This window comes from Mesorhizobium sp. M0106, from assembly GCF_040322715.1.
Classification (GTDB): domain Bacteria; phylum Pseudomonadota; class Alphaproteobacteria; order Rhizobiales; family Rhizobiaceae; genus Mesorhizobium.
In genome coordinates this window covers 74,781-94,676 of sequence record NZ_JAMYUA010000011.1, presented here as the reverse complement: position 1 = coordinate 94,676, position 19,896 = coordinate 74,781, and the positions used below count along the sequence as shown (strand labels likewise).

16 protein-coding genes and 5 pseudogenes are annotated in these 19,896 nt (G+C 60.5%); 5 read left to right on the top strand and 16 right to left on the bottom strand.

Going from position 1 to position 19,896, the window contains the following annotated elements; genetic code table 11:
- Positions 1-318: 318 nt before the first annotated feature.
- The 5 genes and pseudogenes from NKJ55_RS13615 to NKJ55_RS13590 form a co-directional block, all read right to left on the bottom strand.
- A complete protein-coding gene (locus NKJ55_RS13615; RefSeq protein WP_352450341.1) occupies positions 319-990 on the bottom strand; it encodes a Crp/Fnr family transcriptional regulator in 672 nt (223 codons plus the stop codon).
- Positions 991-2,319: 1,329 nt separating this feature from the next.
- Positions 2,320-2,499, bottom strand: a complete 180-nt coding sequence (locus tag NKJ55_RS13610) for a recombinase family protein (RefSeq protein ID WP_502901492.1) — start codon at positions 2,497-2,499, stop codon at positions 2,320-2,322.
- A 323-nt stretch (positions 2,500-2,822) separates the two neighbouring features.
- Complete coding sequence (locus NKJ55_RS13605) at positions 2,823-3,341, bottom strand: YkgB family protein (protein WP_352450340.1); 519 nt, start codon at positions 3,339-3,341, stop codon at positions 2,823-2,825.
- Between the two features lie 77 nt (positions 3,342-3,418).
- A pseudogene (locus NKJ55_RS35620) lies at positions 3,419-4,939 on the bottom strand (MFS transporter).
- A 180-nt stretch (positions 4,940-5,119) separates the two neighbouring features.
- Positions 5,120-5,530, bottom strand: a complete 411-nt coding sequence (locus NKJ55_RS13590; protein ID WP_352450337.1) for a YybH family protein — start codon at positions 5,528-5,530, stop codon at positions 5,120-5,122.
- 647 nt (positions 5,531-6,177) lie between these two features.
- On the opposite strand from NKJ55_RS13590, the pseudogene NKJ55_RS13585 reads away from it, so the two are divergent.
- Positions 6,178-6,521: pseudogene (locus NKJ55_RS13585) on the top strand (hypothetical protein); the annotation flags it as partial.
- A gap of 304 nt (positions 6,522-6,825) precedes the next feature.
- On the opposite strand, the pseudogene NKJ55_RS13580 reads toward NKJ55_RS13585, so the two are convergent.
- From NKJ55_RS13580 to NKJ55_RS13570, 3 genes and pseudogenes are all read right to left on the bottom strand, one after another.
- Positions 6,826-7,496 (bottom strand): annotated as a pseudogene (locus tag NKJ55_RS13580) (NAD(P)-dependent oxidoreductase).
- A 69-nt stretch (positions 7,497-7,565) separates the two neighbouring features.
- Complete coding sequence (locus NKJ55_RS13575) at positions 7,566-8,039, bottom strand: SRPBCC family protein (protein WP_352450336.1); 474 nt, start codon at positions 8,037-8,039, stop codon at positions 7,566-7,568.
- A gap of 40 nt (positions 8,040-8,079) precedes the next feature.
- A complete protein-coding gene (locus NKJ55_RS13570; RefSeq protein WP_352450335.1) occupies positions 8,080-8,949 on the bottom strand; it encodes an SDR family oxidoreductase in 870 nt (289 codons plus the stop codon).
- Between the two features lie 106 nt (positions 8,950-9,055).
- On the opposite strand from NKJ55_RS13570, the gene NKJ55_RS13565 reads away from it, so the two are divergent.
- Positions 9,056-9,946: a LysR family transcriptional regulator gene (locus tag NKJ55_RS13565; RefSeq protein WP_352450334.1), complete on the top strand. Its 891-nt coding sequence runs from the start codon at positions 9,056-9,058 to the stop codon at positions 9,944-9,946.
- 43 nt (positions 9,947-9,989) lie between these two features.
- On the opposite strand, the pseudogene NKJ55_RS13560 reads toward NKJ55_RS13565, so the two are convergent.
- Both NKJ55_RS13560 and NKJ55_RS13555 read right to left on the bottom strand, forming a co-directional pair.
- A pseudogene (locus NKJ55_RS13560) lies at positions 9,990-10,719 on the bottom strand (cupin domain-containing protein); the annotation flags it as partial.
- A pseudogene (locus tag NKJ55_RS13555) lies at positions 10,707-11,206 on the bottom strand (DUF899 family protein). The pseudogenes NKJ55_RS13555 and NKJ55_RS13560, both read right to left, overlap by 13 nt.
- Before the next feature lie 11 nt (positions 11,207-11,217).
- Here NKJ55_RS13555 and NKJ55_RS13550 point away from each other — a divergent pair.
- The gene (locus NKJ55_RS13550; protein ID WP_352450333.1) at positions 11,218-11,451 is read left to right on the top strand and encodes a hypothetical protein; all 234 of its coding nucleotides are present in this window, start codon (positions 11,218-11,220) and stop codon (positions 11,449-11,451) included.
- A gap of 180 nt (positions 11,452-11,631) precedes the next feature.
- Here NKJ55_RS13550 and NKJ55_RS13545 read toward each other — a convergent pair whose 3' ends face one another.
- The 3 genes from NKJ55_RS13545 to NKJ55_RS13535 all read right to left on the bottom strand — a co-directional run bounded on the left by NKJ55_RS13545 (position 11,632) and on the right by NKJ55_RS13535 (position 15,252).
- Entirely contained in the window at positions 11,632-12,447 is an 816-nt protein-coding gene (locus NKJ55_RS13545) for a ferritin-like domain-containing protein (protein ID WP_352450332.1), read from the bottom strand.
- A gap of 360 nt (positions 12,448-12,807) precedes the next feature.
- Entirely contained in the window at positions 12,808-14,328 is a 1,521-nt protein-coding gene (locus NKJ55_RS13540) for an FAD-dependent oxidoreductase (protein WP_352450331.1), read from the bottom strand.
- A 498-nt stretch (positions 14,329-14,826) separates the two neighbouring features.
- The gene (locus NKJ55_RS13535; RefSeq protein WP_352450330.1) at positions 14,827-15,252 is read right to left on the bottom strand and encodes a LysR substrate-binding domain-containing protein; all 426 of its coding nucleotides are present in this window, start codon (positions 15,250-15,252) and stop codon (positions 14,827-14,829) included.
- Between the two features lie 55 nt (positions 15,253-15,307).
- Between NKJ55_RS13535 and NKJ55_RS13530 the strand changes: the two genes are divergently transcribed.
- Both NKJ55_RS13530 and NKJ55_RS13525 read left to right on the top strand, forming a co-directional pair.
- Entirely contained in the window at positions 15,308-15,901 is a 594-nt protein-coding gene (locus NKJ55_RS13530; RefSeq protein ID WP_352450329.1) for a Crp/Fnr family transcriptional regulator, read from the top strand.
- Between the two features lie 22 nt (positions 15,902-15,923).
- Positions 15,924-16,091 (top strand): hypothetical protein, encoded by a 168-nt coding sequence (locus NKJ55_RS13525; RefSeq protein ID WP_502901493.1) that lies wholly within the window; start codon positions 15,924-15,926, stop codon positions 16,089-16,091.
- Between the two features lie 31 nt (positions 16,092-16,122).
- On the opposite strand, the gene NKJ55_RS13520 is transcribed toward NKJ55_RS13525, so the two are convergent.
- From NKJ55_RS13520 to NKJ55_RS13510, 3 genes are read right to left on the bottom strand one after another with little or no spacing between them, the layout of a single operon-like run.
- The gene (locus tag NKJ55_RS13520) at positions 16,123-18,291 is read right to left on the bottom strand and encodes an amylo-alpha-1,6-glucosidase (RefSeq protein WP_352450328.1); all 2,169 of its coding nucleotides are present in this window, start codon (positions 18,289-18,291) and stop codon (positions 16,123-16,125) included.
- Entirely contained in the window at positions 18,288-18,566 is a 279-nt protein-coding gene (locus tag NKJ55_RS13515) for a hypothetical protein (protein WP_352450327.1), read from the bottom strand. The genes NKJ55_RS13520 and NKJ55_RS13515 overlap by 4 nt, the downstream gene beginning before the upstream one ends.
- Complete coding sequence (locus NKJ55_RS13510; RefSeq protein WP_352450326.1) at positions 18,529-19,617, bottom strand: glycosyltransferase family 4 protein; 1,089 nt, start codon at positions 19,615-19,617, stop codon at positions 18,529-18,531. Before NKJ55_RS13510 ends, NKJ55_RS13515 begins: the two co-directional genes overlap by 38 nt.
- Positions 19,618-19,896 lie beyond the last annotated feature (279 nt).

The following is a 19,896-nucleotide window of genomic DNA, read 5'->3' as shown; positions in this document are numbered from 1 at the left end:
ACAGTCGCTTTAATCTTTAATCCGGGACTTTTTGCGAAAACCAGGCCGCCGGAATCGACGCTAAGCGGAAGCTCGCTTGCTCCGGGTCAATTCACCGCCATGACCCTGAGCTGCCCTTCAGTCCAGTCTCGCCGTTGCCCGCAATTAACCCATCTCGGCCATTCGCGGCATAGCCAGAATGACTGAGTTTTACCCTAGTCTTCCTCCCGAAAATCCTGCAGCGAGGCATGGCGCAGATTCTCCTCGCCTGAAGGAATAATCACTTGCGGCCGAGGAGTATGAAACGTGCGGTGCCCCCCGCCGCGGCGACAGCCTTCGCTATTCCTTCTTGTCGGCCAGCGCCCGTAGTGCCGAGACGTCATGCAGCAATAACCTGCTGCCGCGCTTTTCGATCAGGCCTCTCTTGGCGAGGTCGCTCATTTCGCGCGAGACCGCTTCCCTGTGCGTGCTCATCGTTGCCGCCAGCTCGGAATGCGTCGGTGCCGGGCTTATGGACACCTCGCCGTCCACGAGTGCGGCTTTCTCCGCCCGATGCAGGAGCTCGACGATCAGCCGTTTTCGCACGACCAGAGTGCTGTATTCGAATACCCGCTCGGTCATGCGCCGGAGCTGGGCAGACAGATGCTCAAGCAGCATCCAGGCAAAAGTCGGGTGGGTCATCACGATATCCCGGAATGCTGTGCCGGACAGCCGTGCAGCGCGGGTTGCCTCCAGCGCGACTACGCTGGCAGAGCGTGCAATCCCGTCAATGCCTCCGAGCTCCCCGAAAATGTCACCCGGTTCGACATCGCGATACGCTATCTCCCTGCCGTCCGCTGAAACCAATGTCACGCGAGCCCGTCCTTCCAGCAGGAAGAAGACATCGCGACCAGTGTCGCCGTGGGAAATGATTAGCTCGTTGTGTCGATAGCTGCGCTCGTGCCACCGTTTGGTCAGCGCGGCGAGGTCGGCATCGCAAAGTCTTGAGATGAAGGCCAGAGAGCCTGTCACAACGGTCTCTTGTTCAATCAAGTGTACTTCACCTTACTCCCTATCCAAGGAAATTTGATGGCCGCAGGCCCCGCTTTCCGGGATGCAAACTGGGAGCGGATTTCGCCAATGTTTTCCCCGGTGTGGGAATTCCCACAGCCGAGCCTGGTTCGACTGTCATATCCTTGTTGCAACGTCAGGCCCGCCGGCTCGTGTGCAAGCCGGCGAAGGGAAAGGGAACAGTCATGAAATTCTTGGCTCCCGTCACAAAACTTGCTGCGGGGTTTCGCAAATTCGTCGCGCCGCGCTACCGCCCGGAGCTTTATTATATGCGTGGCCCGGGGCCAGCCACCGCCCGCCGTATGGGCACGCCGCGGCAAAACCAATCCATCGACCACTACGCCTAATTTGCCTCGCGGACGGCTGACGCTCTCGCCCGGAGTGCCGTTCGCGCCGTTCCGTACCGGTCAATTCAGATCAATGAAGGGACGATCTGATCATGGTTATAATTCATGCTGCCGCCATTGGTCCATTTCGCAGGTGGTTACGCCTCCGCGCCGAGCGAAAAGCTCTCTTGTCGGCAACGGACCAGTTGAGCCGTTTACCCGATGACGTCCTTGGCGACATCGGCATCTCACGTGACGAAATCATGTGCGATTTGCGAAGCCGCGCCATCCGTCATGCGGAGGCAGGCGCGGCCGGCACGACGATCGAGCGCACCAGGATCGCTTCGGCCTCGATCCCGAAACGCTTGGCCGCCGGCAGTGGCTACGCCTCGGCCGAGATCCCCTTTGGCTGGTCCACGAGCGCGCGATCGAGCCTTACATCGCGGTTTCGACAAGCAGCGGCGCGCGGACGGGACCTTCGAACGGCACTACACCTGCGACCCCAAGGACTGAATGTTGACCGACGGGAGCTGGGGAGGATCTCAAAATGATCATGTCAGTTGTTAAGTCCCTCGCGCCTGTGACGCTCGGCACCGTGCTGATCGCAATCAGTCCGGCTTCATTGTCGGCTTCTGACGCTCAGGACCTCGCGTTCGCTCACGCTGACATGCCACACAGCTGAAAGACGTCTATTTGGATTGCGAGCGGGGAGGCCGCCGGTGCGCTGGGGACGGAAGACGTGATCTACTGTTCGATGCGCGAGTTCGGACTAGGCGCGCGATAGCAGTTTGCGCATAATCAACGATGCATGGCCTTCTGCACCGTGCGACGCGGCCCTGCGATCGACCACTTCGAACCATGTTTGCGGTAAAAGGCCATTGCCCGGTCGTTTCCCTCGAGCACTTCGAGTGCGATGCTCGGATGCCGGAATGGGCGGCAAAGACAGCGTGCAATATATTAGCGGCTAGCCCGGTGCCGTACTCGCCAGCAGCTCCGGCCGGTCGGCGCGAGCGCCGGATGCCTTCTCGCGATAGACGCCGGCGATGTAGTACCCGGCATCCCTCGCCCCAGCGATGATCGATTCCTGGCGATCAAGATCCTGCCCTTGCGTACTGACCCGCAGATAAACACGAGCAACGGGCATATCCCCCTCCCGCTCGGCTCATTTAGATATACTTCAATGCGCTCTGGCTCAGAATTCGGCAAGCGGATAGCCCCATAGGCTGGGTCAGAAATACGCTGCAGCAGCCGCCATGATTGCGGTGGTCGCGAAACTGCCCATTGTGGCCCCTGAACATTAAGCGGGCACCGATATACGATAGAAAAATCAAAGCATGAACACCGGCCCGCTTTCGGACTCGCGGGCTTGTCCCAAGCGAGTCGAAGGGCGCGGTAAGGTGGAGCCCCGCCATTTGGCCCGTATAAATGGATGACATGTTCTGCCACTCGCCTTCGACTTGGATTCGCTTAGGTAGCCCCTCTGTCCAATCTGTTCAGGCTTTCGCCCAGTACGACAAGCGCGATGCCGAGCAACGCGATATCCTTGATTAGGAACTGGCCGAGGGGACCGAGCGCTGGAAAGCCCAGCGCAGGCTCCCAGATCGGCAGGACAATCATGATCGAACAGGTGACCAGGAAAATTAGCGCGGCCAAGGCCCCGCCGGTCACACCGGCGCGCGCCGACCAGGGGTAGGCAATCAGCAGAAGCGCGGTCGCGATCTCAACGACGCCAAGCACATAAGAGGCACCGGCCTCACCAAAGACTGGATACATCCAGGCGAGCCAAGGCGTGCCGCCGATCAGCGGTCTCAACGCCTCGATCTCGACCGTCGTGAACTTCATCCCGCCGATCATGAGAAGCGGCAGTATGACCCCGGTCAGGGCGACGATCCGTCCGGCTTTCCTGATCGCGGCGATCTTTCGCGCCCACGGCCGGGGAGTTGTCTCGTCTGGACCTTCAGGCTCTGATGTTTTGAGAACCGCCATGAGTATCCTCCTCCTGTTCGATGACACCGTGTCGTGCTTGGGGCTCAAGGTTCAATCGGTGTCGTAGATTTCGCTGGCTACTGTCCAGCCTCAGACTGTGCTCGCACGTTTTGCAGCAAGACCACCGCAAGGATGGCTGCAGCCAGCGCCACCAACGCGCAGATGCCGGCAGTCATCTGGAACGCCTGAGTGAACACCTCCCGCGCTTTGCCGAGCAGATCGGAACCGAGCGCCTCCGGCAAGGCGAGCCCAGCTGCCACGGCGCCTCCCAGCGTGTCCTTGGCAACACTGATTTCTTGCTCGGATACCCCGTCCGCAACCATCCCGGTCATGCCGCAGCGATAGATGGCGGTGACGATGCTGCCAAGGATCGCGATGCCGAGCGCGCCACCCAATTCGCTGCTGGTTTCCGCGATGCCGGAGGCCGCACCGGCTTGCTCGGGTTCAACGGTCCCCACGATGAGGTCGGTGGCCAACGTGAACACCGGCGCAAGACCTAGGGAGAAGACGCTATAGCCTATGACGACGATCGCGAGATCGGCCTGACCACCACTGCGGGTGAGAATGAGAAATCCGGCTGCCGCAAGCGCAAGGCCGGCCGCCATCACATAGCCCGGGCGAGCCCTGCCAACCGCGATTGGCGTCAGCATCGAACCGGCGATGAAAGCAACGGCGGAAGGCACGGTCCACAGGCCCGCTACAAACGGTCCCATCCCCAGCACCAGTTGCAGGTATTGCGCGATGAAGAGAAACGAGCCAAACGCGACGAAGAAGCCGAGAACGTTGACCGCCAATGAAGCGCTGAAGGCGCGAGCGAAAGAGCCGCAGATCGATCAGGGGTTTCTCAGCCGCGGTTGGCGCACGGCGAAAACCGCGCCGACAGTCACACCGAAGAGAATGGCGGACGCCGCCTCCGGGCGGAGGCCGTGTTCGGCGATATCCTTGATGCCGTATATCACCGAAAGCACGGCGACAAGCGATAGCGCAGCGCTCAAGATGTCGAGCCGACCCGCTTCAGGATCGCGATACTCGGGCAGGACCATCGGACCAAGCACCAGCAGCGCAACCATGACCGGTACCGCCACGAGGAACACGGAGCCCCACCAAAAATAGCTCAGCAGGATGCCCCCGACCAACGGACCGATGGCAGAGCCCGCAGAGAAGCTGGCGATCCAGACGCCGATCGCAACCGTACGCTCCCTCGGGTCGAGAAACATGTTGCGGATCAACGAAAGGGTGGACGGTGCAAGCGTCGCCGCGGCAATCCCGAGCAGCGCACGCGAAACGATCAACATTCCGGCACTTGTGGAGAGCCCTGCGAAGACCGAAGCTATTGCAAATGCCACCGCGCCGATCAAAAGCAGTCTGCGGCGGCCGATGCGGTCGCCCAACGTGCCCATCGTGATCAGGCATCCGGCAAGCAGAAAGCCGTAAATGTCTAGGATCCAGAGAAGTTGCGAACTCGACGGCTTCAAGTCGGCGCTCAAACGCGGCACAGCCAAGTTCAAAACCGTCAGGTCCATGGAATAGAGCAGGCACGGCAGCGCGATAACTGCGAGCCCGAACCATTCGCGGCGTGTCGCTCTGGGCGCGGTTATGTCGCTCGTGACGGCCTCACCGAGCTCGAGAGCACACGCTACGGCACCGCCAGTCGCACCACCTGGGTCGGAAATTGTACCGATCTTGTTCTCTGACGGCATTCCTTGATCTCCTTGTCCGCCAAGCGGCTGGTCAATTGCCACCGCTGTTTCGATCGCTGGATTACTCCGATGCGCTGCTCAGTCCGACTTGTATGGGTACGAGTGGTGTTCGTGAGCGATGATCCAGCGGTCACCCTCTTTCCGCAATCCGACGGTAAGGCGAAGGCGGGTTGCCGGATCCTTTTCAAGCTCGTCCTTCGTACCGCACCGCAGCGATGCGGTTGCAAAAGCAACCCGGTCGCCCGCCGTGACATCCAGCCGCTCGATCGCGAAAACGCCGCCGTATTTGAAGTGGTCGAAGAACGGACCCCAGCTATCCCGGTAAGCCTCAATTCCACGAAGTTCGTTCGGGGGTGGGACATCGAACATCACGAGGTCCGTCGCGTGATCCGCCATGATCGTCTCCAGGTCTTGCTGCTGCACGGCGTTCGCCCAGCGCTCGATAAGCGCCTGGATGTGTGCCTCAGCGTCACGCTCCTTGTTCACCATTAGAACTCTCCTCCTCCTCGATATTCTTCCGTCAAGCTGGTTCTTATCGAGGACGATCGGGAGGCTTCAATCCGACATTGGGTGATCATACTTGGCTCCGTCCAGCCAATCCGGCTGCTGCGACGCGTGTTCTTGAGTGTCAGCTTAGGGAGAGACGTTCAACTTTCCGTGGGTCGCGAGAGGGTCAAAGTCACTGGTTTCGGTCAACGTCTGCTTACGAGCCGCCAAATCGGCCCAGCAAGGTCCGGTTTGGTCAACTTGAGCCGGTAGCGGTCACTCGAAGGTTCGCTTCACTGAGAGCCGACACTCCACAGCTTTTGATGTTTGGCGCGCCGCTCGGGGATGTCCATCTCCGGATGTGACTGGAATTCGGCTCCTGTCGTCGGCGCGCATGACAGGTCAAAGCCGCTGCTCGTGTCAGGATGTCTGTGATGAACCTAGGACCGGAGGACGTCATGGACATCTACAGTCTCGTTGCCGCGAACCTTCAAACTTCGGCTCGTCGGTCGCCGATGAACGCCGAAGCCGAAAACCGCTACTATTCGAAGCAGCTCGCCGTGCCCCGCTTTGGCCCGGGGCTGCTTCGGTCGATCGCCATGACGGCCAGCGTAGTCCTGGTGATCGGCATCGTCCTGATTTGGCCATGCATGCAGCGCATCGTCGGGTCGTTCGTAGGCTCCGCCGCCGGCGCCGGGCCATTCTACACCCCCGCCGTCAGCCAGGCCCGTGCACTGACCCCGAAACAAACGATACCACAGACGAGGACCTGGACGGCCCGGTAGGCTTCGATAATCGCGCCCAACGCAAGCGCGAGTTCGCAGCCGACATGGGCCTGCAGGCCCACGTGCTTCGCATGGCAGCCGAAGGTGCCGTCTCGGCTTACGAGGACATCACAGGCGAAACCTGGAAGCCCTACGCTCGCCCGGTCGAGCAGCCTGCAAACTCGGTCGACCAAAAGGCCGCAACTGTCCAAATGGCAGCCTTCGAATAGGACGATCGCGGGGCTTTGCCCCGCCTTCCTTCAGCGTCCGCAACGCCATTGCGACCTGGTTCTGAAAAAGAAAAAAGGGCCGACGGAAAACCGCGGCCCATAACGTGTGAAGGTCATGGACCTCCAGAGGGGAACAGCTGCTGCGGCGGACCTGGGAGGAAGCCGCCATGTGCATCAACTGAAGTCTGTATGCACGAATCACGCTGCACTTAATTTTTGTGCAGTGCAGCTATGCGTTCGCGGCTCGTTTGACCGCAATCGTCGCGCTGGCGGTTTTCGCTTTGATAGGCCGTTCAAGCCAACCCTACCCGGTGATCAACGGCAACTTATGTAGCCACCGATCCGTGGTGACTTGATCCAGCACGAAGGCCGCAACGTTTTCGCGCGAAATGGAGCCTCCGCGGAACTGGTTCAAGTTCGTGAGCGTCTGGATCGTGGTGCGTGCAGGCTTGTTGTTGAGAACTGAAGGACGGACAATAGTCCAATCCAGATCGCTGCCCTTGATGATTGCCTCCTGACGATTCTTGTCGGCGTAAACCTTGCGCGGGAGCAGAGGGAAGATCAGCTTGTCGAAGAGGAAACCGCCGTGCCCTGCGCTGTCCCCAGCGCCCATACCGGTGATGGCGACGAGACGCGAGACGTGTTCCGCTTTCATGCCGCTGACAAGCGCTCGGGTCGCGGTCGAAAGAAGGGTGACTTCGCGAAATGGGCTTGCGGGTGTGCCGAGTGCGCTAATCACGGCATCGCGACCCTTGAAGGCCTGGCGCAACACCTTCTCGTCACGGGCGTCTCCAACGACAATCTTCACTCCCTCATGTTTGCGGCCTTTTCCGGCGAGCGCACCAGGAGGGTGACATCGTAGCCGCGGCTTACGGCCTGGCTGACGATATGGCGGCCGGTCGGCCCGGTGGCACCGAGCACCAGGATATTCGGTACGGCGGCGAAACGTGTTTCAGGGACAACGGGTGTGGTCATGATTTTGGTCCTCTTGAAAGCCTGGCGCCTCTCAGGAGGCCGCCCTGTTGGTTTGGATGCTGGTGATAATCAGAGGCGGCCCTCTGCGAGCAGTTCGCGGGTCCGCTTCAGCGTCGACAGCAGGGCCGACTTGTAGCCCTTGTCGCTGTCGAACTGCGTCTGCTCGGCCTGTTCCTCTGGGCCATCAGCCTCCTTGCCGCGCAGGCCGAGGTAGCAGTAGAACTTCAGCTGCAGTGCGCCGGCTTCGTCCTCGAAAAGCTCATTGATAATGGCGCCTTCGCGTGGGCCGGTCGCCTGGAAGAAGGTGACCTTGCTCTGCGGCTCGAGGGTGATGATCTCCCTGATGTCAGAGCCGGCGATGGTGGCTTCGCGCACGAAGTGGGTATCACTTTCCTCCACGACATTGCAGCGGGTGCAGAGACCCGGCGGGAGGAACAGGCGCGCGTCGCGCGCCTTCAGTTCCAAACCGTTCCATACTTGCTCCCGGGTGAGCTTTGTTTCGCCTTCCGGATTCACCGGGACGGTTGCGGTCGAATAGATCATGTTGATGGTCCTTTGTTGTTTGAAATTGTGGCTGATTGCCTCAGGCAGAGGCGGCGGTTTCCGAGGCAAAGTCGCGGTAGGAGCGGAGCGGACGTCCAAGAAGCGTCGTCAGGCGCTCGACATCACTGCCCTCGGGCAGCATGCCATCGGTCAAAAATCGCTCGCCCATCATGCGCATGTCGTAGGCCATCCATGGCGGCATGAACTGCTTGAGGTTCTGCTCGAAGGCAGCCGTATCGCCGCCGCCATAGTTGATCTGGCGAGCGAGCACGTCCGACCAGATCGCGGCGATATCCGCTCCGGTAAGGGTATCGGGACCGACCAGGTTGATGCGAGTGATCGGGAGCGGCTGTGCGGCCTGTTCGCGGCGCAGCAGCTCAAGGGCAGCAACCTCCGCGATATCGCGAACGTCGATCATGGCAAGCCCCTTGTCGCCGACGGGCATCGGGTAAACGCCGTAGCCAGCGATGACGTCCTTGATCGTCAGATCGTTCTGGATGAAGTAGGCCGGGCGCAGGATGGTAGCGTGAAAGCCCATCTGCTCGATCATCCGCTCGACGCCGAACTTGCCGGCGAAGTGCGGCACGTTCACGTAGACGTCCGGGTGAATGACTGACAGGTAGACGATCCGTTCGACGCCAGCCGAGCGGGCGACGTTGAGGGCGATCAAAGCCTGGGTGAACTCGTCTGGTGCGACAGCGTTCAGCAGGAAGAGCGTCGAGACACCGTCGAAGGCGGTACGTAGGGAGTCGACGTCCAGGAAGTCACCTTTGACGACGGCAACACCTGCCGGAAAATTGGCCTTGGAGGGGTCGCGGACGAGAGCGCGGACATCAGCGCCGCGGTCGACGAGGTGATGGATGACTTGGCCGCCGATATTGCCGGTGGCGCCGGTAACGAGAATGGTCATTGGATTTTCTCCGGGTTGGTATTGCTTGACACCCGGAATATGGCTGGTTCATTCTTAAACCAATAGGCTGTTAATTTGGACAGTTCGTCTCACAGGTGGAACGATTATGGATCTCGTCGCCCTTGCCGATTTCAACGTTGTCGCGCGTCACGGTGGCTTCGGCAAAGCGTCGCGGGCGTCCGGCCGTCCCAAAGCGACCTTGTCCCGACGGGTTACGGAACTGGAGGCTGCCCTTCGACTTCGGCTCTTTGAACGTGGCGCGCGCAACCTCAAACTCACTGAGGAAGGACGCGCCCTTCATGAGCGGACAGCCTCTCTGCTGACGGAGCTCGACGAAACGGCGGCCACCATCGCGGCGGGCGGGGACAAGCCGCGCGGCAGGTTACGGATCAGCGCGCCGCTGCTGTTTTCGCAGACAGCCATGGGCAGGATCGCGGCGGGCTTTGCATTGAAATATCCCGACGTGCGGTTGGAAGTCACGACAGAGGACCGAGCCGTGGACATGATCGAGGAAGGTTATGATCTGGTCATCCGGGTCAATCCAGACCCAGACGAAAGTCTTGTCGGCCGAGCCTTTCTGCATGATCGCCTGGTCGTCGTGGCAAGCCCCGATCTGCTCCGGCCGGCCGCAGATCTCTCGGTGCCAGGTGTCGTGCGTGGGGCCAGCGATCGGCAGACCTGGAACGTCGTGACTTCAGAAGGATCCGCGACGATCGGGATCGAGCCCATTCTCGCACTGTCGTCCCTCATCATGGTTCGGGATGCCGTGCGAACCGGCGTAGGCGCTGCTCGTATGCCGATTTCGCTGGTGAGTCACGACCTGGCCGACGGCACTTTGCTGCACTGGGGTGATATCGAAGGTTCCGAGATCGCGCTGTGGGCGCTTTACCCGTCGCGGCGTCTGTTGAGCGCGCGCGTTTCTGCCTTCCTGGATTTTCTGAAGCAGGCTTTTCCCAACGGAACGCCCGATGAACTGGCGACCTACATCGGCAAGTGAGGGGCCAAAGCAGCCTGCTCCACATTTTGCAATCGGGCCGGCGTTACCCAGCGGTGTTTACCCGCGAATAGGCGCCGGGCGGCATTCCCACATGCCGACTGAACGCGACGCTGAAGGCGCTTGCCGAGCCATACCGACGCGTTGCGCAATCTCCGCCGTGGCAACATCCTTGCGAAGGAATTCCTTCGCCAGCGCCATGCGCCGCCGATCGCGTATTCCATCGGGGCCACGCCAACCTCCCTCCGGAAACGATCGAAGAAGGTCGAACGGGACATGGCAGCATCCCGCGCGAGTGTTTCCACCGTCATGCTGCGACCTGGATCCGCGTGAATCCGGCGCAAGGTCGGTGCCAGCAGCGGATCGCCCATACCGCGCAGGAGACCGGGTGGGGCCGCGGCGCTTGCCGTTGAACGCAAAGCTTCGATCAACAGCACCTCCAACAACCGGTGAAGCACCATCTCACGGGCGGTCCGGTCGGCTCTCGTTTCGTCGTTTATCATCCCGACCAGCATCATCAGCCGCTCTTCGCCCTGGACGTGGATAACCTCTGGTAGCAACGAGACGAGAAGAGTCTTGTCATCCGAGCCAAAGGCACAATGGCCAACCATCGCCTTGATTTCGGCGGTCGCTTCTGGGTCACCGAGCCGGAAGACACCCGGGCTGGTCTCAAGACGTTGGGCAAGGGCTCCGCGAGGCGGCGGTTCCAGGCTGCTCATCGTGAACGAGAAGATTTCCGGAACCAGCACGAAGTCGCCGGCCATCAGCAACATCGGAGCAGCTGCCCCATGTCGAACTCGTCGCGGACGATTCCGGACATCTCCTCCCGGCGGAACGCGAAGCCGTAGTCGAACAGGAAGTCGTCGCCGTAGGCAGACACGTAGGGCATCGTCCACCCGCGCTGTGCCTTAGTCGCCACCAGCTTCTCCAGCGGCGCCCGCGACATCGCGATGAGCGTCACGTCGCGGTCGTTCACGTGCGTGACCATGCCGCCCAGCCCATCGCCGACCGAGGTGCAGCCCGGGCACGCCATCTTCCAGTCCTCCCCGAACATCAGGTGATAGATGAGGAGCTGCGCGCGGCCATCGAACAGCTCCGGCAAGGACTTCGGCCCGTCGTCGGTGGCGAAAGCGTAGTGCTCGGAACCCAGGGCAACTCACGCCGCTGCTTGGTGACGCGCCGTTCGTGCGCCGCCAGCTCCCGCTCGGCCGCCAGCAGCTCCTTGCGGGCGGCCTGCCACTCCTGCTCAGTCGCGACCTCCATCCGACCTCCCTATGTTCGACCTCGTCCTTGTTGAAACCGCGCGGCAGCGGAAAACTCATCGGCACCTCGAAGTCGACGACCTCCGCGACCCGTCCGTCCTCGAGGGCCTCGAGGCGCAGGACGGACAGGGCGAGCGGACGGTAGCCCGGCTCACCCGACGAGCACAAGAGCAGCATCGTCTGGTTGGTCCCGAAGCGGTCGTTCCATCGAGCCGATTGCTACCCGCGGGACGCGCCATTTCCTGACTTTGCCGTTTACGCCGCAAGGTCGCGGCTCGAAATCAAACCGGACGGTCATCCAATCCTGTCCTGGGCTCCAGCGGCAGGTTTTGCACCGGGATCGTCATGCAGACGTATTGCCACGATCATTGCGCTCGTGAACCCGCCCCGCGTCTTCCGGCGATCTGATCGCCTGTCGCGAGCGGCTCAGGTGCTTTTGAGCGTGCCGTTCATCCCTTCCGGATAGAAGCCGCCCTTGCTCACTCCGTCCTTGTCGTTGAGATAGACGATCCGGAGCACCTCCTGCGGTTTTCTGGTGAAGGCGATTGCGTCCGGCGTTGAAGGAACGATGTTGGCTTTGCCGTCCACCTGGATCCCCTGGTCCTTATCGTCCGATCCGTCGATTTTGTCTCGGGCATCGGAGACAGCGTTGGCGGCCTTCCAGGCTTCCTCTCCCTTCCGGTATAGCGTCGATCGCGCCATTCCCATGTGATAGGCTTCGACCGCAAGAATGCCTGCAGCGGCGGCGAGAAAATCCTTGTTCTTTAGAACTGTCGCCGCACCCGCATAGGCGGTGACGCCGACATCCTCGAACAACATCCCGCCGAGAACGAAGTTCGTCTCATTGCCGAAGGGGTCGAAGTCCGCACCGAGACCAGCCGCTTCCGCGACGGCTTTGAACCCTGCGTCGAAATCGATGGCCGGCCTGTCGACGACGTTCTTTCCAAGCGTCTTGCGGCAAAATCGGACGTGCGCGAGTTCCTTTTCCGCAACTTCCTGCATGAATTCGCCGATGGCCGGCGTCTCGAACGAGACTTGCTTTCCGCCAACGACGTCGCCGGATTTCGAGCCGGCATCGGCTGCGTCGATGCCTTTTCCGGTGGTGCCGCGGAGATAGTATTCAGCCTCCATATATTCGAGGTTGAGCGCAAAGCGGAAAATGTCTTCGTCCTGCACGTCCTCCTGGGCATAGGCGCGAGAAACCGGCGTCAGGCCCGTGGTGGTGGCGAGGGTTGCTCCCAAGCCGAACTGCAACGCGCGACGGCGCGAAATATGAATTGAAGGCGTGACACGGATCCTGACTTCCTCCCAAAAGCCCGCCGGTATCACCTGTTGGCACCTGATCGCGGGCCAGTCTTTCTAACCCCGTAAAACTCGATAAATGTTCCTTCGGTTGTCGCGCATTTTCGCCAAATGTTGTGCTTCGAATCCGAGCCATGACCTTGAGCTGATTATGGGCGACTGATGTCTCTCGTCTTGTCGAGAAGCTAGAGATCACAACTGCATCGATGTAGCCTTTTATGACCAGTGATATCTACGTCATAGGCGTCATTTGCGCTGGCCGGTGCTTCGGCGCCAATACACAAGCGAACGCCGATTGGCTTATTCGATCGAAGCCAGGGGCGCTACGGCCGGTCCGTTCAAAGCCGTGCCATCGACGGCAAAATGCGAGCCGTGGCAGGGGCAGTCCCAGCAGCGTTCCAGCGAGTTCCAATGGACATGGCAACCGATATGGGTGCATGCGGCCGATCGCTTGTAGAGCGTGCCGTCCTCATCGCGAAAGGCAGCGACTTTGGCAAGCCCCTGGCGGACGATAGCCCCCTGTCCGGGCCGCAGCTTATCGGCAGCATCAATTTCACCAGGCGCGACATACTCGGCAAAACTCCTGATCGCTGTCGCATTCTCCGCCAAATAATCGCCGATCGCGCGTGCCGTCTTGCGAGAGGGTTCGTAAAGTTCCCGCCAGGGGCTTTCCCCTTTCAGGATCAGGTCGGAAATCAATTGGCCGGCCACAACCCCATGGGTGATGCCCTGACCGGAATCGCCGGTAGCAACGAAGACGTGCCCGTTGCCGGGATTACGGCCGATGAATCCGGCGTAATCGACGGTCTCCATTACCTGCCCGGACCATCGATTGGCTTCCGCGCCGATATCGGGCACCAACCCTTTGGTCCAGGCCGCCAGGCTAGCGAAGCGGTCGTCGGCGTCGTCGGCCTGCCCTGTCTTGTGATCCTCACCACCGACGATCAGAAAGTCGGTCTTGCCTTCGCCAGGCTGCAGACGGACGTAGTGATAGGGGTCCAGCGTGTCCCAATAGAGTGCATCCGGCAAAATGTCGCGCGCGATCTCGAATGCCATCGCGTAGGTCCGATACGGCGCCTGCTTGGTGTGGAGCGCCACCCGATCGTTGATCGGCGAGTTGGTGGCGACAACGGCCGATTTGGCAGACACGGCAAAGCCTGAGACCGTGGTTACGCGCACGCCGCCGTCAGTCTCCTCGAGTTTGTCGACGATGGTATCCGCATAAAGCGCGCCGCCGCGCGCGCGGATGCCGGCAGCCAGCCCGCGGAGATATTTGAGCGGGTGGAATGTCGCCTGATTGGAATAACGAAGGACGGGCGCGTCCGAAAACCCAGCAAGCGGCACGCCCACGATTTTCTCGACGTCGACTCCGATCTTCAGAGCGGCGTCCAGTTCGCGCTCGATGACGGATTCCTTTCTGCCTGACGCCGGAAACAGAAAGCCGTCGAGGCGGCGGAAATCACACGCTATACCCTCCGCCTCTTGGATTGCTTGGATACGGGCGATAACGGCCGACTGGCTTCGGTAGTAAATCCGCGCCAGTTCCTCGCCGCGCAATTTGATCAGTTCCGAAAAATAATCGTCGCAGATCGATGACAGATGCGCGGTGGTGCGTGCCGTCATGCCGCTTCCGATCCGGCCGCGATCAAGCACTGCCACCTTTTGCCCGGCGACGGCCAGTTCGTAGGCGACCGACAGTCCGGCAATACCAGATCCGACGACCACGACATCGACCTGTTCACTCCGCTCGAGCGGAACCGCCTCAGGCGCGACTTCGGTTGCCGCCCAAAGCGATACAGTCCTTTCATCGCTGACATTCATGGCGGAACTCTCCAGGGCATCGATCAGGAAATGGACGCGAGGGGCTAAAAGTTCCCGCTGCGTTTGTACGCCGATCTAATGCGCTAAGCTCCACGGACTGCGCAGGTGGGAAGCACCCCCTTCGCGCGGGTTTCCAGGCCAGCTGTTTCAATCGCCAGTTCGAAGCGTTAGCCGCATTCGCGGACAATTGCCGTGGTCCGCCAACAGCGAGAACGCTGGCCACATCTGACAAGGCGCAACCAGTACGTGACCGTGTAGTGTCTGGACGATCTTGAAGGCATCCCCATGCAGTGTTCTATGAGTAGACACCTCGAAGTTCCAGGATACGATGCTATGCGACTTAAATGGCCGCGCCCGATTGTCGCCGTTTGGGGCGCGCCTGACCGTCCCGGCCTTCAGGACCACGTTGCCTCGGCCGATACCCACTGATGGAATGCGGCGATACGAGGGTCGGTCCAGCAATCTCTTCTGCAACACAAGTAATAGGCCTCCGTGTCGTCAGAGATCTGCATGTCCTTGAACGGCAGGACCAGTTCTCCCTTGGTGATCTCTTCGTGGAGCACAGAGAAGGTCTCCGATCGCGACGCCCTGGCCCATGGCCGCGGCACGATAGGCCATATCGGCACTGGGAAAGACCTCACCCGAGTTCACGTCAAGAAGGTTCGGCACAAATCGCCCAGCCCAAACTTTCCAATCGTGCCGATCAGACGTTTCATGCAGCAGGTTATGGTGAACCAGGTCGGCAGGAGAGGTTAGTGGCACCCCTCTCTCCAGCAGCTTTGGAGAGCAAACTGGGGTGCCGAACGATTGCAACACTAGCACCGCGTCGATATCTTTCGGCCCATTTGAATTACCGCAGTCAAAGGCGAGATCGAACTCACCTCCGAAGAAAATTTCCCAATCATAAGGAGCGGTCGTTAGCAATGGCCTGCAATCGGTGTCCGGGTAACATCACGTCGAACTCGACATCAAAGACCAGTTGGAGGTCGCATATCAGCCGATCGAGCGTGTGTATTTTCCAGAGATGGGCATTGCATCGGTGGTCGCCACCATGACCGGTGGGCGGCAAAGCGAAGTCGGCATCGTCGGCCACGATGGCATGACAGGGGTTGCCGTTATCCTCGGCCAAGACAGATCTCCCAATGAAACCTATATCCAGGTCGCCGGCAATGGCTGGATTCTGCCCGTTGAAGACCTTCGCGCTGCGATTGCAGCAAGCCAGTCCCTTCGCGAGTCGCTGCTTCGCTATGCCCACGCGTTCCTCGTGCACTCGTCCCGGACCGCGCTGGTCAACGGCCATTCCAAAATCGAGGAGCGGTTGGCCCGCTGGCTGCTGATGGTCCAAGACCGCGCCGAAGGAAACAAGATCTACCTGACGCATAAATTTCTGGCGACCATGCTTGGTGCCCGGCGCCCCGGCGTTACCACCGCCCTCCAAATGCTTGAACATCGGGGGCTGGTTCACGCCAAACGCGGCGAGATCGCAATCGTCGATCGCGTTGGAATGATAAAACTCACACACGGTGCTTACGGCGAGGAGGAGCAAAGTCACTTCGGCCTAGCCTCCGCCTAACTGTTCGGAATCGGACAAACCCTTGCAGGCTGCCGAATTGGTGCTGAAGCGCCGCGTCGCCGAGGCCGGGCTCGAGCCGCAAGCCTTCTCCGCCCACGGCCTGCGCTCCGGCTATCTTACCGAAACCGCCCTTCGCCAAAAAGACGTACAACCGCTCTGGAGCCCGGTCGGGTGGGGCTCGGTTGCCTGATGCACGACCATTTTTTTGCAGCCGCCCACAGTTAAGAGCGCACAACCAGCGGCACGAGGCCCTCGTGTCGCTCGTCGAGATAGCAGACGATGCGGTCGCCGACGCGCTGAAAAGTGAGGTCGACCTTCACGTCACCGACCGCTAAGTGCCGGAGGACGATGTTGTCGATGCCTATCGGCAGCCGAGGGCGTTCGACATTGATCTCGCCCTTCCAACCATCGATCCGAATCCCCAGACAGGCTTGCAGCATCATGAAGGCGGATCCGGCGGACCATGCCTGTGGCAGACAAGCCACGGGATAGGCCACTGGCGCATCACCGATCGCACGCGTAAACCCGCAGAATAGCTCCGGGAGCCGCATGTTGAAACGGACCGCCGCCTCGAACATGCTGCTCATAAGCTTCACGACACTGGTGCGCTCCTGGTAGCGGGCGAGCCCAGCGGCACAGATTGCCGTATCGTGCGGCCAGATCGAGCCGTTGTGATAGGACATCGGATTGAATGGAAGCTCGTCGTCGGCCAAAGTCCGAACGCCCCAACCGCTGTGGAGATGGGCTGATAACAGCTGCTCGGCAACTGATTGCGCCCGTTCAGCTGACGGTAGCCCGACATAAAGCAGGTGACCGGGGTTGGAGGCGCGCACCGCGCATTGCTTGCCTTCGCCGTCGATTGCCAAGGCATAGAAATTGCGGTCTGACATCCAAAACTGCGTCTCCACTGCGTTGCGGATCCTTTCTGCCATGCCGCTCCAGTGCGCTGCCTTGGCGACATCGCCGCGCTTGGCGGCCAGCGCAGCCATGCCTTGATAGGCTGCGAAGACGTAACCTTGCACCTCGACCAGTGCGATTGGTCCCCTGGGTATCGTCCCATCGCTATGGAAGATAGCGTCTGCGCTGTCCTTCCAGCCCTGGTTGAAAAGCCCCGTATCTGCCGCCCTGCTGTAGGTCACGAAACCCTCTCCGTTGCGGGCTCCTACCTCCTCCATCCACGCGATGGCCGCACACAGCGAGTCCCACATGCGATCGACGAACTCGTCATCGCCCGTGCGATCGGCATAGGACCAGGCCAGGTAAACATAGAGCGGAGTGGTGTCGACGCCGCCGTAGTAGCGGCCGAACGGTAGCTCTCGCAGCACAGCCATCTCCCCCTTGCGCGTTTCATGCATGATCTTGCCGGGCTCGGCATCGTCAAATATCGAAGTCTCTGTCGACTGATAGCGGGCAAGGAACGCCAGGACCCCGCGGGCAAGGTCAGGGTTGAGCCACAGCATTTGCAAGGCGGAAATGACGCCGTCGCGGCCGAAGGCGGTCGAGAACCAGGGAATACCGGCGTACGGATAAGGCCCGGTCTCCAGATCAGTGGTCAGCAACGCTATGTCGGCGCGCGTGCGCGTGAGCCAGTCATTGAACACGCGGCCGGAGCTGAAGACGGTGGCGCCCTGTCGACGCTTTGAGCGCATGGCAAACCGCGCTCGCGCCGCGGCCGCGCGGAAGCGATCACTGGACGGGATTTCCTCGCTGTGACCGACCTCCAGATGGAGCGCTCTGCTGTCGCGCATCCCCACCACAATGAGGAACTCGGCGTGATTGGGGTGCATCTGATGGGGCGTCATCGAAAACGCGATGACGGATTGGCGCTCCACATTGTCGAGACCCTCGTAGCGAAACGTCACTCTTGACTCGCCCACTAGCGCGTCATGCGCGCGACCGCGCCGGCTGCGCGTAGTGCCGCGCACCTCAAACATGTCACGGAAATCGGCGTCGAAGTCGAACCGGACCGGCAGCAGCACCTCGCGCGCGGAGTAATTCGTGAAGATGACGCGCTCGAACATGCGGTCTTGCCAGATGAACCGGGTCCGATCGATGTGCACGACGCCCGGCAGCGTTTCACTACCGTTCGGCCCGATGGTGGCCAGATTTGTAAGATTGGCGGTGAATAGGATGTTATCTTGCGATAGCGAGGCGCCAAGCAGTGAGGGCATGCGGCCGCCGATGAACAGACGGAAGCGCGACAGCACACGCGTGTCGTCGCGGAAAAGTCCGTCGCCGGTGCCTCGTATGTCGCCATAGCTGTCCGCGACGATGAAGCAGTCCTCGTGCTTGAGAGCAAATTGCCTATGCGGCTCGCGCGGCGCCGATTCGTCGAGCGCCGGGAGAGCCACAGCTGGATCAAGCTTGCGTTCTTCGACTTCAGTGGTCATGTCAGCCCTCCTGTTCGAAAGAGACTTGGGCGGTGGAGACTTGGGCGGCGCAGGCACACATGCTTGCCCATCAAGGCCGGCGCCGAACCATCCTCATCAACAGCGTCTCGCATCAATCCCGCACTCGGCGCGCGATCGCGGAGAGCCTCGTTCGAATTCTTGGCGAATGATTGGCGAATTCTGTTGTAGAGCGCGATCAAAAGCGGCTCGAAGCCGATCGGTTCTAGGCCGGTTCGGTCAAACAGGCCTGACCAGCTGCATTTCAGCGCGGCCATTTCGAGAGCCAAATGCAAATCGCTTGTTGCCGGCGAGCGAGCGGTAGACCTCCATATAGTCGCTGCACATGCGCCCGACCATGAACCGCCTTTCAAAAGTTTCCCGTACCCGTGCGCGATCGAGACCGCCTATCCGCCGTACAGCCTCCACAGCTTCGTCGACGCTGTCCACTATCAATCCGGACACGCCATCATCGATGACCTCTGGAACGGCGCCGCGGTTGAAGGCTATCACCGGGGTGCCGCAGGCCATTGCCTCGATGGTTACAAGGCCGAACGGTTCGGGCCAGTCGATCGGAAACAGCAGCGCTGTCGCATTGCCCAAAAACTCCGCCTTCTGCTGCTCATCGATCTCGCCAATGAACTCGACATTCGAATATCGAAGCACCAGGGGCTCAACTCGCTCCGCCCAAAATGATTGGTCAACCGCGTCGATTTTGGCCGCGATCTTCAGCGGCATTCCAGCGCGGGCGGCGATTTCTATCGCCACTTCCGGGCCCTTTTCCGGTGAGATGCGGCCAAGAAATGCCAGATATCCCGAGGCTTTCCGCCGGAATGGAAGAATATCACGCGGCAGGCCATGGTAGACCGTTCCGAGCCAATTGACCGGCGGCATGGGCCGGCGCTGGTCATCGGAAATCGAGACCAGCGGAATGTCGTCGAACATCGCGTAAAGCCGCGCCAGGAACGGAAGGTCGAGCCTGCCATGAAGCGTGGTAACGGTTCGCTGCGCGAACTCTCGAATTATCGGAAAGTGGAGAACATCGACATGAAAATGCAGTGCATCGAATTCATCCGCCCGTTTACGGACCTGTTCAAGCATCATGATGTGGTAGGGAATATGGTTTTGGGACTTGGGATTCAGGCGCAGTGCAACATCGCAACACGCCACCAGTTCGGCCGAAGTGCGTGAATCACCGCTGGCGAATAAGGTCACCTCGTGGCCCTGTCGAACCAGCTCTTCCGTCAGATATGAAACGATGCGCTCGGTCCCGCCATAGAGCCTGGGGGGTACAGATTCGATAAGAGGTGCAATCTGGGCGATCTTCATTTTTGCAGGACATCGTGAAAGTGAAAAGTCGGCCTTCAACGAAAGCGGGCGACGCGCACACCTCTCCTTGTATTGCACCGACGCCAACTCTCGAATTGCTAATATGTTCCCGGGAAGATCACCCATCGTGACGTTCGGGCTAGGCAAGGCTTGAGGGCCTAGGTCCTGATCTTTGCGGAATGTTCGCGGGGTGCGGGCATTCCGGCATGGCATCGAGCGCCGGCATCAAGGTGATCATATTCTGGGTCAACGTGGCGTGTCGAAGCCGCTTCAGCGGGG

Excerpts from the sequence above, each read along its gene's own strand:
- NKJ55_RS13510 (WP_352450326.1), bottom strand. The coding sequence starts at position 19,617 with ATGAAGATCGCCCAGATTGCACCTCTTATCGAATCTGTACCCCCCAGG.
- NKJ55_RS13565 (WP_352450334.1), top strand. The coding sequence starts at position 9,056 with ATGGATCTCGTCGCCCTTGCCGATTTCAACGTTGTCGCGCGTCACGGT.
- NKJ55_RS13550 (WP_352450333.1), top strand. The coding sequence starts at position 11,218 with ATGTTCGACCTCGTCCTTGTTGAAACCGCGCGGCAGCGGAAAACTCAT.
- NKJ55_RS13575 (WP_352450336.1), bottom strand. The coding sequence starts at position 8,039 with ATGATCTATTCGACCGCAACCGTCCCGGTGAATCCGGAAGGCGAAACA.
- NKJ55_RS13515 (WP_352450327.1), bottom strand. The coding sequence starts at position 18,566 with ATGGCCGCGCTGAAATGCAGCTGGTCAGGCCTGTTTGACCGAACCGGC.
- NKJ55_RS13590 (WP_352450337.1), bottom strand. The coding sequence starts at position 5,530 with ATGGTGAACAAGGAGCGTGACGCTGAGGCACACATCCAGGCGCTTATC.
- NKJ55_RS13570 (WP_352450335.1), bottom strand. The coding sequence starts at position 8,949 with ATGACCATTCTCGTTACCGGCGCCACCGGCAATATCGGCGGCCAAGTC.
- NKJ55_RS13610 (WP_502901492.1), bottom strand. The coding sequence starts at position 2,499 with ATGCCCGTTGCTCGTGTTTATCTGCGGGTCAGTACGCAAGGGCAGGAT.
- NKJ55_RS13605 (WP_352450340.1), bottom strand. The coding sequence starts at position 3,341 with ATGGCGGTTCTCAAAACATCAGAGCCTGAAGGTCCAGACGAGACAACT.
- NKJ55_RS13540 (WP_352450331.1), bottom strand. The coding sequence starts at position 14,328 with ATGAATGTCAGCGATGAAAGGACTGTATCGCTTTGGGCGGCAACCGAA.
- NKJ55_RS13520 (WP_352450328.1), bottom strand. The coding sequence starts at position 18,291 with ATGACCACTGAAGTCGAAGAACGCAAGCTTGATCCAGCTGTGGCTCTC.